At 44.7% G+C, this 14,154-nt stretch carries 13 protein-coding genes and 2 rRNA genes; 6 read left to right on the plus strand and 9 right to left on the minus strand.

Annotation, left to right across the window (positions count from 1 at the left end; genetic code table 11):
- Together K5Q92_RS03020 and rrf are read left to right on the plus strand one after the other, a co-directional pair.
- Window positions 1-116: ribosomal RNA gene (locus K5Q92_RS03020) — 23S ribosomal RNA — on the plus strand; the annotation flags it as partial.
- Between the two features lie 244 nt (window positions 117-360).
- A 5S ribosomal RNA gene (rrf, locus tag K5Q92_RS03025) occupies window positions 361-476 on the plus strand.
- A 1,274-nt stretch (window positions 477-1,750) separates the two neighbouring features.
- On the opposite strand, the gene K5Q92_RS03030 is transcribed toward rrf, so the two are convergent.
- The 4 genes from K5Q92_RS03030 to xapA all read right to left on the minus strand — a co-directional run bounded on the left by K5Q92_RS03030 (window position 1,751) and on the right by xapA (window position 5,957).
- Window positions 1,751-2,701: a patatin family protein gene (locus K5Q92_RS03030; protein WP_259649469.1), complete on the minus strand. Its 951-nt coding sequence runs from the start codon at window positions 2,699-2,701 to the stop codon at window positions 1,751-1,753.
- A 216-nt stretch (window positions 2,702-2,917) separates the two neighbouring features.
- The gene (locus K5Q92_RS03035) at window positions 2,918-3,790 is read right to left on the minus strand and encodes a DMT family transporter (protein ID WP_220767578.1); all 873 of its coding nucleotides are present in this window, start codon (window positions 3,788-3,790) and stop codon (window positions 2,918-2,920) included.
- A gap of 59 nt (window positions 3,791-3,849) precedes the next feature.
- Window positions 3,850-5,112, minus strand: coding sequence for a NupC/NupG family nucleoside CNT transporter (locus K5Q92_RS03040; RefSeq protein ID WP_220767579.1), 1,263 nt, complete (start codon window positions 5,110-5,112; stop codon window positions 3,850-3,852).
- 11 nt (window positions 5,113-5,123) lie between these two features.
- Window positions 5,124-5,957 carry a xanthosine phosphorylase gene (xapA, locus tag K5Q92_RS03045; protein ID WP_220767580.1) on the minus strand — a complete coding sequence of 278 codons (834 nt, stop codon included), beginning with the start codon at window positions 5,955-5,957 and terminating at the stop codon, window positions 5,124-5,126.
- 205 nt (window positions 5,958-6,162) lie between these two features.
- Here xapA and K5Q92_RS03050 point away from each other — a divergent pair, with 205 nt between their 5' ends.
- Window positions 6,163-7,140, plus strand: a complete 978-nt coding sequence (locus K5Q92_RS03050; RefSeq protein WP_220767581.1) for a LysR family transcriptional regulator — start codon at window positions 6,163-6,165, stop codon at window positions 7,138-7,140.
- A 76-nt stretch (window positions 7,141-7,216) separates the two neighbouring features.
- Here K5Q92_RS03050 and K5Q92_RS03055 read toward each other — a convergent pair whose 3' ends face one another.
- Window positions 7,217-7,903: a DUF2057 domain-containing protein gene (locus tag K5Q92_RS03055; RefSeq protein WP_220767582.1), complete on the minus strand. Its 687-nt coding sequence runs from the start codon at window positions 7,901-7,903 to the stop codon at window positions 7,217-7,219.
- Between the two features lie 160 nt (window positions 7,904-8,063).
- Between K5Q92_RS03055 and K5Q92_RS03060 the strand changes: the two genes are divergently transcribed.
- Together K5Q92_RS03060 and corA are read left to right on the plus strand one after the other, a co-directional pair.
- Window positions 8,064-8,435 (plus strand): hypothetical protein, encoded by a 372-nt coding sequence (locus K5Q92_RS03060; RefSeq protein ID WP_308443566.1) that lies wholly within the window; start codon window positions 8,064-8,066, stop codon window positions 8,433-8,435.
- A 107-nt stretch (window positions 8,436-8,542) separates the two neighbouring features.
- Window positions 8,543-9,490: a magnesium/cobalt transporter CorA gene (gene corA, locus K5Q92_RS03065; RefSeq protein ID WP_220767584.1), complete on the plus strand. Its 948-nt coding sequence runs from the start codon at window positions 8,543-8,545 to the stop codon at window positions 9,488-9,490.
- 65 nt (window positions 9,491-9,555) lie between these two features.
- Here corA and K5Q92_RS03070 read toward each other — a convergent pair whose 3' ends face one another.
- Complete coding sequence (locus K5Q92_RS03070; RefSeq protein WP_259649470.1) at window positions 9,556-9,870, minus strand: DUF3135 domain-containing protein; 315 nt, start codon at window positions 9,868-9,870, stop codon at window positions 9,556-9,558.
- A gap of 106 nt (window positions 9,871-9,976) precedes the next feature.
- Window positions 9,977-11,236 (minus strand): DUF3391 domain-containing protein, encoded by a 1,260-nt coding sequence (locus K5Q92_RS03075; RefSeq protein ID WP_220767586.1) that lies wholly within the window; start codon window positions 11,234-11,236, stop codon window positions 9,977-9,979.
- Window positions 11,237-11,343: 107 nt separating this feature from the next.
- On the opposite strand from K5Q92_RS03075, the gene K5Q92_RS03080 reads away from it, so the two are divergent.
- A complete protein-coding gene (locus tag K5Q92_RS03080) occupies window positions 11,344-12,039 on the plus strand; it encodes a 2OG-Fe(II) oxygenase (RefSeq protein WP_220767587.1) in 696 nt (231 codons plus the stop codon).
- Between the two features lie 55 nt (window positions 12,040-12,094).
- Here K5Q92_RS03080 and K5Q92_RS03085 read toward each other — a convergent pair whose 3' ends face one another.
- Complete coding sequence (locus tag K5Q92_RS03085; protein WP_220767588.1) at window positions 12,095-13,447, minus strand: sensor histidine kinase; 1,353 nt, start codon at window positions 13,445-13,447, stop codon at window positions 12,095-12,097.
- Entirely contained in the window at window positions 13,438-14,112 is a 675-nt protein-coding gene (locus K5Q92_RS03090) for a response regulator (RefSeq protein ID WP_220767589.1), read from the minus strand. Before K5Q92_RS03090 ends, K5Q92_RS03085 begins: the two co-directional genes overlap by 10 nt.
- Between the last annotated feature and the right edge of the window lie 42 nt (window positions 14,113-14,154).

Here is a 14,154-nt window from a genome sequence, read left to right on the forward strand (position 1 = left end):
CTAGGAATTTAATTCCTCTAAAGAGCCGTTCGAGACTAGGACGTTGATAGGTCAGGTGTGTAAGCGTTGTGAGGCGTTGAGCTAACTGATACTAATGACTCGTGAGGCTTAACCATACAACCCTGATAGGTTTTGTATGAGAGACTAATGTTTCTAATCAGAATTAGAATGAAGCACTTAATGTAGTGTGAACTCAAAACTTAATTTCAAGCTTTCCGAATTTACAATTTTGGTTAATTACGCAGGTAATTGTTTGGCTGACAAAGCCGTGACGAGCGAGCCGCGGAGTGTACTTTAGTACATGAGCCGTGCAGCGAGGAAACAATACCGTCAGACGAAGAATTAACCAGTAAGAATTTGTCTGGAAACCATAGAGCTGTGGTCCCACCTGAATCCATTCCGAACTCAGAAGTGAAACACAGTATCGCCGATGGTAGTGTGGGGTCTCCCCATGTGAGAGTAGGTCATTTCCAGGCGCCAAATACACGAAAAAGCCCTAGCAAACAACGCTAGGGCTTTTTTCGTATATGCGCTGCGCGAAAAGAACGACTCCCGACGTCGCCCCGCCGCTGAGCGGGGTCTCCGGCTTCGAAGGCAAGCTTCTCCGCGTTCAAGTGAGTCTGAATACTGCGTATTCAAAGCGCCTCACTTTCACCCCCATGTGTTCGCTACGCGAACTACGAGAGTAGGTCATTTCTAGGCTTTAAATTAAGTGAGAATGTACTTACCTTCTAATGCTATGGATGGGATAGAGAGTAGTTGCGTTTGGGCGTTTGTAAAATGCTGAACGCTAACTTATCTAGAATACAGCCACCCGTTAAGGTGACTACTTCACTTAAGGTAGGCATAAATGCCTACCCCCTACGTCGCCCCGCCGCTGAGCGGGCTCTCCAGCTACGAAGGCAAGCTTCTCCGCGTTCACTCTTCACTTAAAGCAGAGGGGCTGAATACTGCGTATTCAAAGCGCCAGACTTTCACCCCCATGTGTTCGCTGCGCGAACTACGAGAGTAGGCCATTTCCAGACGTTAAATAACGAGAAAGTCCGCTATGATGTAGTGGGCTTTTTTCGTTATTGCCTGGAAAGATGACCGAACGAACATGGGGAAATAAAAAGCCCGAACGGAGTGAGGTTCAGTACCCTTGTGGAGGTCGATAAATGTTCCTGACAATATCGACACTTCCGCCATCCGTGGCGGTCGTAGGGGGAAGCCCTTGTGCTTATCAAACGAAGTTTGATGCAAGGGGTGAACGCGGAGAGCTTGCTCGAAGCTGGCCATTTTCAGGCGCCAAACTTTTCTCTAAAGATTGGCGAAAAAGCCCTAGCACTCATTATTACAAGAGTCGCTAGGGCTTTTTTCGTATATGCGCTGACCAAAATTGTTCCAGACAATTTAAGGCACTTCCTATATCCATATAGGTCGCGCGAAAAGAACGACTCCCGACGTCGACCCGCCGCTGAGCGGGGTCTCCAGCTACGAAGGCAAGCTTCTCCGCGTTCACCCTTCACTTAAAGCTGAGGGGCTGAATACTGCGTATTCAAAGCGCCTCACTTTCACCCCCATGTGTTCGCTGCGCGAACCGAGGGCGATTATATGCTTATGGATAATCGACACTTCCCATATTCATATGGGGCAACGCGGAGCGCCTGTGGCCTACAGTGTGTCGGGAATGCCATCTATGCGGGATGCATATACATGGTCTCAAAGCCGCTTGGTGGTGTAGGAGTTTCAGTGAGGCCACTGCATGAGCTCAACAGTAGCGTATAACTTTTTTAGGAGCTGCTGGCGCTGAAGGGGCTACTGGTCGCAGTAGTCTTTCGGCGTAGTGTTCGATGAACGCGGCACCAGCTTGCTTTCCAAGTCGGTAATCAGATTGAAGTGCTAACTTTTTGCTGCCTATCAGTTTGCTTTTAAGGTTTTGCTCTGGGAATATTTGGATTATTTCTAAATCATCGGGTGGCGACTCAATAAACCGCAGAGCATCACGATAGGCGTATTCGTGGTGTATAAAAAAATCTAACGCTTTAGGACATTGGTTTGAGGTACATACCCATGACTTAAGTCGGTTAACCCAAGGCGTGTTGGCCGAGTATGCTTTTGGCAGAGTTCGTAGCACAACGATTTTTTTCGCACCTCTTTTATAAGCCTCCTCCACAGGTAATGGAGCGGAGAGGCCACCATCAACTTGAAGTTTGTCATCAATTTTCACCCCCTGTTTATATAAAAGGGGCAGGGCGCTAGAAGCCTTGAGTAGCGTTAACCAATTGTCTTTATTGGGTGTGAAAAAGCTAGCTTGGTAATTTGAGCTGTTGGTAGTTGAGATCAGTAGCTGGCGCTTCTGTAGTTGTTCTAGCCCTTTATGAATATCGAGTTGGTGAGGCCGTTGTTCACCATGTTTGCCGATAGTTACTTGATCAAAATACCAATCTAAATCAACACTGCTCTGGCCTTTTAGAGGACGGCTTAAGCTAAAGAACTTTGGTGAACTTGAAAACTCAGTAATGGAGGCATGGGCGAAGCCTTTTTGCTGTGTTATATAGCTAGATAAATTTTGTGCACCGGCAGACGTACCAATTAATAATTTAAAAGGATTAAATTCTTGTTCTAACCAACTGTCTAGGATCCCCGCAGTAAAGATCCCACGTTGACCACCGCCCTCTGCCACAAGTGCTATCTGATCTTGGGGTATATGACCATTCAAGGAACTCGATCTTGGTTCGAAACTCGGCTCTAAATCGGGGGTTAAATTGTGGAGTTTGGAGTTTGTGGATTTAGATAACATCAAAAAGCAGCTCGAAAGTTAAATCAGTTTCTTTAGGCTAACTAATGTAATCTTTATGCTGCTATTTGTGTAATGGGTAAAATAAATCACTTAAATAGATTAACTCTATCAGCCTTGCTCTAAATAGCATTGCTGTTATTGCTTTCTCATCAGTAATACCATCGCTAAACACACTGCCATTAAAGCGGGTATTGTATAGAGCCAGTTTATAATTATTGAGTTTCCTGTAATTAGCACGAATACAGGGATCAAAAAAATATAAGCGGAAACTTGCTCTGGGGCTAACCTTACACTGGCTTTTTGAAATAGAAAAAAACTGATTGCGGTAGCAAAGATTGCCAGATATAGGGTTGCTAACCATGCATTGCTCGATACTTGTCTCCAGTCATAGGCTGAAATATCTGGCATTAGGGTAATAGATAAGATAATGCTTGCGGCAATTAAGCTCCAGCCAGTAAAAACCATAAAGTCCTCTTGCCGATAGCAGGCCTTGATGACTAAAGGGTTCGCAGCCATGGCAACGCAGCCAAGCATAAACAGGCTGTAGCCTGAATTCCAAGTGACACCGGTGTTCAATTCGCTAGCTTGTTGTATGACTAAGGTTAGTGCGCCGATAAAGCCTAAGCCCAAAGCGGCCCATGTACTGAATTTGCCTAGGTGTTTACTTGTTAGCACAACAAGAAGCGCAGTAATGAGTGGTACTGACGTGTATAAGGCACTTGTAGCAAACGCGGTTGTTTGCGTAAGAGCACTAAACATGGCAGTAAAATACAATAATGAAGGCAGGCAGACTAAGGTATAGCGCAGAAATGCGCTTTTTGTTGGCAAGCTGAAACGTCGGGTTATGACTAATAACAGGCTAAAAAGTACCGCAGCAATAATATATCTCAGCCAAGTCGCTATCATAGGGGGAACTTCAAGCATTAACTGCTTGCCGATAGGGAAGGTCATGGCTATTACGAAGGTAAAAATAAGCATTTGTAGGTGTGGCAAAGCGGATCTAAACATTTTTGAACCTTCAATAAAAAAGGGCGGAGTTCCGCCCTTGATACACAATAACTAATGGCTTAGTTTGCTAGGGAGAAGAATATACCTGCAATAGCTGCACTCATTAAGTTAGAGCAAGTAGCAGCGATAACAGTACGTAAGCCATACTTAGCGATGAAATCCGTTCTTGACGGGCACAGTGTGCCGAGTCCGCCAATCAAGATCCCCATAGAGGCTAAGTTTGCAAAGCCACACAGGGCAAAGCTAATGATCACTTTACTCTTTTCTTGAAGAACTTGCAGTCCCGCTGCCGTGACTTCTTGTGTGTCTTTTAGGTATGGAGCAAGATCGCTATAGGCAACGAATTCATTGACGATTAGCTTTTTACCAATCATAGAGCCAGCAATTGCCATGTCTGCAACAGGCACACCAAGCAAGAAGGCTAAAGGCGCGAAGATCCAGCCTAAAATTCCTTCAAGAGATAGCTGCATGCCAACCATGTCACCAACACCGCCCAGCAGGTTATTCACCAGAGTCACGAGGCCAATCATGGCGATTAACATCGCACCGATTGCAGCAGCAAGTTTTAGACCGCTTGCTGCGCCTTCACCCGCTGCAGCTAATACGTTGACCGGAGGCTTGTCATCAAATTGGATCTTGCTATCCATGGTGTAGGCTGGGGCGCTAGTTTCAGGAAGAATTAACTTAGCAAATAGAACGCCACCGGGAGCAGCCATAAATGATGCTGCTAGTAGGTATTCCATATTAACGCCCATCATGGCGTAACCAGCGAGTACCGTTCCCGATACTGAAGCCATACCGCCACACATAACTGCGAAGAACTCTGAGTCGCTCATTTTAGCCATATAAGGCTTAATGACTAGCGGCGCTTCACTTTGTCCAACGAAAACATTAGACACGGCAGACATAGATTCAGGCTGAGAAGTCCCTAACAATTTGGCCATACCACCGCCGATAATGCGGATAATAAATTGCATGATGCCTAAATAATAAAGTACCGCGATTAGCGCCGAGAAGAATACCACCAAAGGCAGCACGTTAAGTGCGAATACAAAGCCAATACCTTCTACAGAGAAGTTGACTAGGTTGCCAAATAGAAAGCGAATACCCGCTTTACCGCTATCGAGCACTACGTGTACGCCATGTGACATAGACTCTAGCGCCTGACGTCCCATAGGCACATATAACACCAGTGCGCCGATTAACACTTGCAGACCCAGTGCTGCACCAACGGTGCGAAGTTTAATTGAACGTCGACTAACTGAGCACGCGAAGCCTATGCCTAACAGCACTAGCATGCCGATAAATCCCATGAACATCATTGAGCTATCCTCTACGCTTTCTTAACGCTATCGATGAATGCATTGATAAGTTGTAAGAAGTCACTTTCGGCTAGTTTTGCGCACTTAAGCGTTTGTTCGTGTGATAGCTTCACATCACCTAGACCTTCAGCCATGTTGGTAATTGCACAGATAGCAAGTACTGGTAGATTACAATGAGCTGCAGAGATAACTTCTGGTACCACAGACATGCCCACTACATCGCCACCGATGATCTGCATCATGCGAATTTCTGCTGCGGTTTCGAAACAAGGGCCTGGGTAAGAAACAAAAATGCCTTCGTTAAGCACGATATTTTGCTTTTTGGCGATATCTAGAGCTTGCTCACGTAGCGTTTTATCATAGGCATTGGCAAGGCTGAAGAAGCGTGGTCCGTACTTGTCGTCATTTGGTCCTGTCATTGGGGTGCTTGGCATGGTGTTGATATGATCAGAGAACACAACCAATGAGCCAACATCGATGCGCTCTGGACGTAAAGACCCAGCAGCATTAGTCACTAACAACATCTCGCAACCTAGTGTCTTAAAGGTACGTACTGGCGTAGTCATGACCTTCATTGATTCGTGTTCATAGAAGTGTCCACGACCCTTCATACAAGCAACAGGAACGCCATTTAGGTAACCGAGCACTAATTCACCACTGTGACCTTCAACGGTGCTAACTGGGAAGCCATCCAGTTCTTGATAACCGATGCTAACCTTATCTTCGAGTTTGTCAGCAAGCACGCCTAAGCCAGAGCCTAAGATCATTGCAATCTGCGGTTTAAAGCCTGGTTTGTATTTTTCGATGGTAGCAACAGCATTTGGGACAGGGTCGTACAGAGACATATTTTTTTCCTAAGTGGATTTGTTATTGGACTCACGATATTCCGAAGCGATTTTGATTAAAATCACTAAAATCGACCCTAATGTGCTGTTTTTCGGCACATTAGGCGGATTGATAGCTTTGAGTGTAAAAACTGTTATTTAAGGTATTGAAAATTGCTTCAACGCTCAGTTTTTACGCCGGAATTGCCCTATTTATGGCAAAGAAATGGATATTAAATTTGTGAACAATGACCATAGCGTTGCACCGCTAGATTTAAATAGCCTCTATTGGGCTGAGCGTATTAGTATGAAAATGCTGCGGTATTTTTATGTGGCCAGTCATAGTCAAACCTTAACCCAGGCTGCCGAGCGGTTGCATATCTCAAAGTCTCCCTTGAGTGCCCAGATGCGAGAGCTTGAAGGGATTCTTGGGGTTAAGTTATTTAATCGAGATAAAAGAAGCGTTCAGTTAACCTCAACAGGTTTAATGTTGCGCCATGAGTGTCAGTCGATTTTTAGCGTAATGGAAGGGGCTGTAAGTAAGGTGACCCAGCACGCTAGAGAAACTCAGGGACAGCTTCGTTTGGGTATTGTGAGTTCTGTATTTTGGGCTGGATTTGGTTATGCCTGTCAGCAGTTAAAGACCCAATACCCGAGCATTCAATTTGAGTTCTTAGAATTGTCACCACAGCAGCAGAAGGTGGCGTTGTTTAATAATGAGATCGATATTGGCTTCGTTCGTTACGCCGACACCTTAGATATTACCCCGTTAGAGTCCTGTAATCTTTACTGTGAGCCGATGGTGATTGCGCTTTGTGATAGGCATGAATTAAGTGGGCGCACTGAGTTATGTTTGTCAGAACTGGCTAATGAAAAGTTTGTCATCATGAGTCATAAAAACTCTGCTTCGGCGCAGTTGGTTGTCAATCACTGCATCAAGGAGGGCTTTATCCCCCAGATTACCCAAGAGGTGGTAGAGCCGATGACTTTGATGAACGTGATCGAGAGTCAGGCTGGGATCTCTGTAGTTCCCCAAAGCTTTAGTCGCCAGAGTTGGCGACATATTCATTTTATCTCGCTAAAGCAGCAGATCCACGCCAATATTTGCGCCGTCTACAATCCACAAAAAATCACTCCAGAGAAACAGGCTCTGATCCAGTCATTGCATCAGTTTATGAATGCAGAATCATTAAAGCCTAATTAGCCTTTATACAGCTAGGTATAGCAACACAAATATAAAAGCCCACTCGTGTCAGAGCGGGCTTTTTGATAGTGAAAATCTATTGGTTTTCAATTCGTTTTTTAAAGGCTTTGCGCGTCTCTTCATCGGCTTGTTGATACCAGAAATCTAGCATCTGTCCTACATTCACCTGATTAGTTGCTTCAGGCTTAGCGGTTGTATTAGCAGGCGTATCTGCGGTTGCGCTAGCTGTCGCTACGGCAACGGTAGCCGTTGTAGCTGTAGCGCTTGTTGTAGTAGGCTGGATATTGAGTGACGCTTTTTGGGCACTGAGGTTATAGGCGGCCATTTCAGCCTCGTAATCTCGACCTAGCTGCAAACCTTTCTTGATGAGCATTCCTAGTTCGAAGGAAACAGGCATGTTGTCTTGATCTTCTAGGCTGACTTGCGGAGACTGATTAAACTTGTCGGCTGCACTGCCAGATCGAATACGCGGCATAGATAATGATAACTGGGTATCGCTCTGGTCGAATTTAATGATAATGACATCAGACTGGAATTGATTTTGCGTGCCCTGTTGCTGGTAGCGTCCAAGATATCGAAAGGCAACTTGATTAATGCCATTTTTAAGGTTTAGCGTATCTCTGCCACTCGCATCAACACCATTAACTAGTACCAGCTCAGAGTTTGATGGCATAGAGAGAGTGACGTCAGCAAAAGCTGATGGAGTAAACAGTAGTAGGGCACTACTTAAGGCACTACTTAAGACAAGAGCAGAACGCTTCATTTGAGATCCTAATTTGAATTTATGCCCCCTTTTATAGCAGAAGGAGGCTGAATTTGCATAACAAGATGATTTTAATACTCACTGGGATCCAATGCTTGGATATTAATAACAGTTTATCGATTTATTTACGGGTATAATTCTTACAAATGCCGTAGAGGGAATGTCTGTGCTAACTAAAATATTGATCACATTGTTAATTATCGTCGGCGCTATGGTTTATCTCCGTAAGCCAAGAGAAAATGGGGTTCGCGCCAGTACTAAAGAGTTAGGTAAGAACATAAAGCTTCGAATTGGTGCCTATGTTTTGATCAGTTTGTCACTCACCGCTACTGCAGCATATTGGTATTGGGATTGGAGTGATGGCAATAAAGTTGTCAGTGTAACGATAGTGTCGCCAATGAGTGATGAGTCTGTTGTTTATCAAGTGAAGAAAAAGGATATCACTAGCAATGAGATAACAACAGTTAACGGGATCCGCATTAGATTGTCCAATCAGGAACGAATTATCGTGGCTAACACGGTAAATAAGTAATCTTCATGGATTTTCTTTATGTTAGCTCTTTGCAATAAGGCGTTATAAGGTAGAATAGCCCACGTTTTAGACCAATCTATTTGCTATATGTGTTTTAAGGAGGAGCTATGATAACAGCCTATGCCTATGAGGATCGTAAACTTACGATTATCGAATTGAGCATGAAGGACAATATCCCTCCCGGCATCATCTGGCTGGACTTGTATAAACCTGACGAGCAGGAACGAGATTGGTTAAGTGGCTTCTCAGTTGAAGATGTGCCTGATGAGGAAGATATCAATGAGATTGAGGCTTCTGCACGTTTTTATCAGAATAAAGATGGGCTGCACATTAACTCGTTATTTCCCCAACGTGCGGGCCAAGACGTAAAGGGGGTTAACGTCTCCTTTAATCTGCGTCAAAACTTCTTACTAACCATTCGTGAGGAAGATGTTGGTCTTATTCGCTTACTACGTAATTACTTAAGGCTTGGTAAGATAGAAGCGAGTACACCACAGGCGCTTTTACTAGAGCTATTTAATCTTAAAGTTGATTATCTTTCAGATCTTATTGAGGACGTATATACGGTTCTTGAGAACGTAAGTGAAGAAGTATTTAAGAATGAAGAGCTTGATAATGTATTTAAGCTTATCACCCGTCAGGAAGACTCTAACGGTAAAATACGTTTAAGCTTGCTTGATACCCAACGTTCATTGAGGTTTTTGCAGAAGCATTATCGAGGACAATTGTCAGATGATGAGTTTAAAGATCTGCGAGAAATGTTGTCGGATATCGAATCTTTGATGCCCCACAGCCAGTTTATTTTCGATAAACTTAACTTCTTGCTCGATGCGGCTATGGGCTTTAGCGGATTACAGCAAAATAAGATCATTAAGATCTTCTCGGTTGCGGCAGTGGTCTTCTTACCCCCCACAGTGATCGCCAGTGCTTATGGTATGAACTTCGTTAATATGCCTGAACTTGAGTGGCAATTAGGTTACCCAATGGCCATTGCAATGATGTTTGGTAGTGCGGCGGGAACCTACTTCTTCTTTAAGCGCAAAGGTTGGTTATAAAGCCAATTGTATTCGTACATTAAAAAAGCTCGCGACTGCGAGCTTTTTTGCTTTTGGGAATATCGCTATTTAGCGTGTTTTCGTAGAGAGACGACCTCTGCTTTATGTTGAAGAAACTCTTCGGGTTCGCAATAGGCCTGATTGAGCAAGGCTAGTTTTTGAAACATTAAGCTACTAACCAGATGACAACGTTGGTAGGGAGTCTTGCATAGGCTTAAGCGTTTGTTTAAGTGATCAAGTAGCGAGGTTAGGTTTGCCTGATTACGTGCACTACTTTGCGCAATAGCCTCTTCGCTTAGTCTTTTTTGTAGAGCATCCAATTTCTCTGGGGTATTCTCTGCCATCCATAACAGTCTGTCAAAACTTGGTAGTTTAGTCATAAAAACTGACCTCGACATGAAAGTTAGTAGATCTAACCTTAGTCAGCCGAGGCGGTTTGGGCAAGAAAACGGCAGTTCTAGCTATTGTCGTGCTAATTGAGTCCGGTTATGTTTCAGCTCCAAAGAAGTAACTGATCTTCTCTCTTGGGTTGAGATATTTCAGCACTTTTTCTGGTAGTGCGGCCACGGGCAAGCACCTGGTAATGGTCAGTTCCTCACTGGCCAAGTCAACAATCGGTGCCTGCTCTTTGGGAACGGTCGGATCGTAAACTAACACTCTTGGCAGTAATAACTTGCTTAAGTTGACCGACATCACCATGGCAAACTGACCAGAAGAGAGTTCAACCACACTGCCAGGAGGGTAAACTCCAAGCATTTTGACTAGGCGATTAACAACTTGCTGATTAAGCCGTGTTTGATAGTTTTTATAGAGGTAACCTAATGCCGAATAGGGAGTTCTGGCTTTATTGTTTCGGTCGGAATGGCAGAGGTTATCATAAGTGTTAATTGCACAGACTAGTTGACTGCATTTGTCGAGATCTTGCTCTTTTAATCCCTTAGGTGTACCAGAACCATCTAAAAACTCATGATGATTCAATATAATAGGTAATGCTTCTGCAGGAAAGTTATCGGCAGCGATCAATAGTTCTGCGCCCATAGCGGGATGCTGATTAAAATATATTTGTTCAGCATGAGTAAAAGCAGTGCTCTTTCGCAGTAATTGAGTTGGGATCTTGATTTTGCCTATATCGTGGAACAGTGCGCCCATTCCCACACGTTCAATCTCTTTACGGTTCCAGCCTAACTCTTTGGCGATCAGCATAGACAGCACGGCAACATTCAGGGAATGATAATAGATCCCCTCATTGCTTTTAGCATCGGCCATTAGGTGCAGTACCAATTTATCATCAGTGAGTAACTGATTGCAGACTCCATGAATGAGATCTTTGGCTTCGTTGACGGCATCGAGTGGCCTACTACGGAGCTTGCTGGTCAGATTACGCATCATGGCAAGGTTGCGGGTAAAATGCTTCTCGGTCTTTTGAAGATGACGCCTTAAAGACTGCTGTTCCTCGATGCTTTTGTTTTTTTGCTGCTTTAACTCACCAGACAAGAGCTCAAGGTTATTGTCGATAATCTTAGACGTTTGTTGTTTGGCCGCTATACTCGAAAGCGGCTGACTATCGCTACGCTCAGGACGAATATAGACAAACTCAAGGCCGAGATTTTTTATCAGCTCAATTTGAGCCTGTTGCTTGATTTTGAAGCTATTAAAGATGAATGGGTGATCTTTCCACGCAATCGGTAACCTAACAAAGTTACCTACCTGCAGCTGTCCAACAGCGACTTTACAACTATTCGTCATGGGCATTAGTTTAGGCTTTTCATTAGTTGCTATTCTAACTCAAGTTATATAATTTACAATTACTTAACTGAGAAATTTACAGATGTTGCAGAATAGAGAGCCTTAAAATGGACTTCATTGAAATATACCCGAATGCTATCCCCGATGAATTTTGCGATGAGCTGATTAACAGCTTTGAACGGCATTCAGGCGTGACTGCTGGGCACACTGGTGGCGGGGTGGATGAGTCAAAAAAGCGCAGTCTCGATCTCATGCTAGACTCCTATGACGATTTAACGCCACTGAAAAATAGACTACTTGGTTATACTCTGTCTCATGCAACTCAGTACTTTGATAAATATGCGATGGCGTTAATGGGGGCTGTCTCGGTGGGAGTTAGCGATCAAAGTGGCCAATCGGTTACGTTAACGCCGAATAACTACGAGGAGTTAGGTAAGAGTAGAGCCGAAGCCATCGTAAAATATCTCTACCGTAGCGGTAGCATCAACATCCAAAAATACTTACAAGCTAAAGGCGGTTATCCCCATTGGCACTCGGAGCAGTTTCCTCAGTTAGGACATAATGAGGCGCTGCATAGAGTGGTGTTATACATGTTCTATTTGAATGATGTGCAAGAGGGCGGCGAGACAGAGTTTTATTATCAAAACAGATTGATTAAACCGAAAAAGGGCACCATGGTGATAGCCCCCGCTGGTTTTACCCATTCCCACCGTGGCAATGTGCCACTCAGTGGCGACAAGTATATCGCCACCTCTTGGATCATGTTTAATCGTGCTGAGCAGTTATATGGGCCTGCTAAATAAACGCTATTGAGTTGGGGATAGCATTAATGCTATCCCCAACTTTCTAATCAGTGGCTTAAATTGGAATTGAGATCCTAAAGCAAGCACCTTCAAGCTCTGAAGTTTCGATACTGAGTCGCCCACCGTAACTGATGACAATCTCATTACACACCGCAAGACCTATGCCTTGTCCGGGTTTTTGGGTGTCGGCGCGCACGCCTCGCTGGATGATGTTTTGGCGAATGCTCTCTTCAACACCAGGGCCATCGTCTTCAACCAGTAATTCAAACTCTCCGGCGTCGTTGTAGTATGACGACACTCTGACCGTTGAAATACACAGCTTGAAGGCATTTTCCATCAGATTTCCACAGAGCTCCATCAAGTCGCCTTTATCACCAGGGAACACATGCTCCTTTGGGATCACCGCTTCAAATTGAACCTGTTTGTCACGGTAAACTTTAAATAACATCTGCGATAGTTGATCGACTAAAGGTGCAATTTGGGTTTGCTCCTGCTTCAGGCCTTTACGGCCCAACATGGCGCGCTTCAATTGATATTTCACCAATTGATCCATCTGGCTGACTTGCTCCATGATCTTTTCGCTGCAAGCATCTTTATCAAGCGTCTTGTCATCAGTAATCGCATGGACTGCCGCTAAGCGGGTTTTAAGGCTGTGGGCCAAGTCGTTCATCGCGTTTTGATAGCGCTGTTGCTGAGCACTCGACTGGTTCAGCAGCTGGTTGAGAGCCTGAGTCACACCTTCAAGCTCAACAGGATAGCCGTCAGATAAAGTTTTAGCCTTACCGCTGTTGACCGATTGTAGCTCGTTCTTAAGGCGTACAAGGGGGCGCATTCCCCAATAGGCAGCACTGATTAACAGCACTAGCGCTAGTGCCAACACGAAGGCTAAGCGTATATAGGTAAGGCGACTGAACTTGCTGTACTCTTCTTCGAGTTTCTCTGCATCTTTCAATACCAGCAAGTTGTACTTATTACTGGCGATATCAAGAGATAACAGGTAAATGAAGTAGCCTTTGTTGTCGGCAAGTGGCAGATAGTAAGGCGGAGAGGTGTTTCTGATCTCGTTAAAGCGTTCACAGGTATCGAATAAGCCTCTGTCTACCGCCAGCGATGAGGTCCAGACCTGATTGAAGTTGTTGTCGCAGCTGGCAATAATGTAGCGCTGTGTCGCGTTATTCTCTTCTAACCATTCATCACTGGTATCGGGGATAAGATCGTGTTCCCTAAGCTCTGCAGCGACTTTGGGGATCTCGGCAATCAGTTCGGCGGTTTCTTCGTTATAACTGTTTTGGGCGTGGAGGATATTTACCATCCACGCCAAACCGAACCCGACTAGCGCGATGATCGATAGTGAGGTGAGAAACATCCGCGTAAGCAGACGTTTCTTAGGCTTAAATCTTAATTGCATGGCAGATTAAATTTGTAACCCTGACCGCGAATCGTCACGATAGGGTTTTCGATGCCACCTTTGGTGAGCTTCTTACGCAGACGACTGACCATCACCTCAATCGTGTTAGGATCGCCTTCTTTGTCACCATAGATCACATCGAGAAGACGTTGTTTCGCGACGACTTCATGGCAGTGGCGCATCAGGTACTCAAGAATTAAGTATTCAAAGGCGGTCACCTCCATGGGCTGCTCGTTTAGCGTGACCTGTTTTGCCGCTAGGTCGAGTTCGAGTGCTCCACTGGTAATTTGAGGTTTGACGAAGCCTGCACTTCGGCGCACTAGCGCATCTAGGCGGGCCACGAGTTCTTCCTTCTGAAAAGGTTTGACGAGGTAATCATCGGCACCAGCGTTTAATCCTTCCACCTTATCCTGCCAGTTTACGCGGGCGGTGAGAATGAGAACGGGGGCTTTTAAGCCATTGTCACGAAGGCTTTGAATGAGGCTGATGCCGTCTTGATCTGGAAGGCCCAGATCGACGATGGCTACATCGATAGGGTAATTGGTTGCTTGGTAAAATCCCTCTTTCGCAGTTAATGCGACTTGAACTTGATTGCCTAATTCACTCAGTTGTACTTTGAGGTGATGAGAAAGAATCGGGTCATCTTCAACAACTAATATTCGCATAGTCAAAATATCCTTGAATTCAATACAGATTAGTTTACGCAG

Origin of the sequence: Shewanella sp. MBTL60-007 (assembly GCF_019654915.1) — a bacterium.
Lineage (GTDB): Bacteria > Pseudomonadota > Gammaproteobacteria > Enterobacterales > Shewanellaceae > Shewanella.

What these genes read in the sequence shown, in the direction of transcription:
- K5Q92_RS03035 (WP_220767578.1), bottom strand. Translation starts at nt 3,790, where the DNA reads ATGTTTAGATCCGCTTTGCCACACCTACAAATGCTTATTTTTACCTTC.
- K5Q92_RS03040 (WP_220767579.1), bottom strand. Translation starts at nt 5,112, where the DNA reads ATGATGTTCATGGGATTTATCGGCATGCTAGTGCTGTTAGGCATAGGC.
- xapA (WP_220767580.1), bottom strand. Translation starts at nt 5,957, where the DNA reads ATGTCTCTGTACGACCCTGTCCCAAATGCTGTTGCTACCATCGAAAAA.
- K5Q92_RS03050 (WP_220767581.1), top strand. Translation starts at nt 6,163, where the DNA reads ATGGATATTAAATTTGTGAACAATGACCATAGCGTTGCACCGCTAGAT.
- K5Q92_RS03055 (WP_220767582.1), bottom strand. Translation starts at nt 7,903, where the DNA reads ATGAAGCGTTCTGCTCTTGTCTTAAGTAGTGCCTTAAGTAGTGCCCTA.
- K5Q92_RS03060 (WP_308443566.1), top strand. Translation starts at nt 8,064, where the DNA reads ATGTCTGTGCTAACTAAAATATTGATCACATTGTTAATTATCGTCGGC.
- corA (WP_220767584.1), top strand. Translation starts at nt 8,543, where the DNA reads ATGATAACAGCCTATGCCTATGAGGATCGTAAACTTACGATTATCGAA.
- K5Q92_RS03070 (WP_259649470.1), bottom strand. Translation starts at nt 9,870, where the DNA reads ATGACTAAACTACCAAGTTTTGACAGACTGTTATGGATGGCAGAGAAT.
- K5Q92_RS03075 (WP_220767586.1), bottom strand. Translation starts at nt 11,236, where the DNA reads ATGACGAATAGTTGTAAAGTCGCTGTTGGACAGCTGCAGGTAGGTAAC.
- K5Q92_RS03080 (WP_220767587.1), top strand. Translation starts at nt 11,344, where the DNA reads ATGGACTTCATTGAAATATACCCGAATGCTATCCCCGATGAATTTTGC.
- K5Q92_RS03085 (WP_220767588.1), bottom strand. Translation starts at nt 13,447, where the DNA reads ATGCAATTAAGATTTAAGCCTAAGAAACGTCTGCTTACGCGGATGTTT.
- K5Q92_RS03090 (WP_220767589.1), bottom strand. Translation starts at nt 14,112, where the DNA reads ATGCGAATATTAGTTGTTGAAGATGACCCGATTCTTTCTCATCACCTC.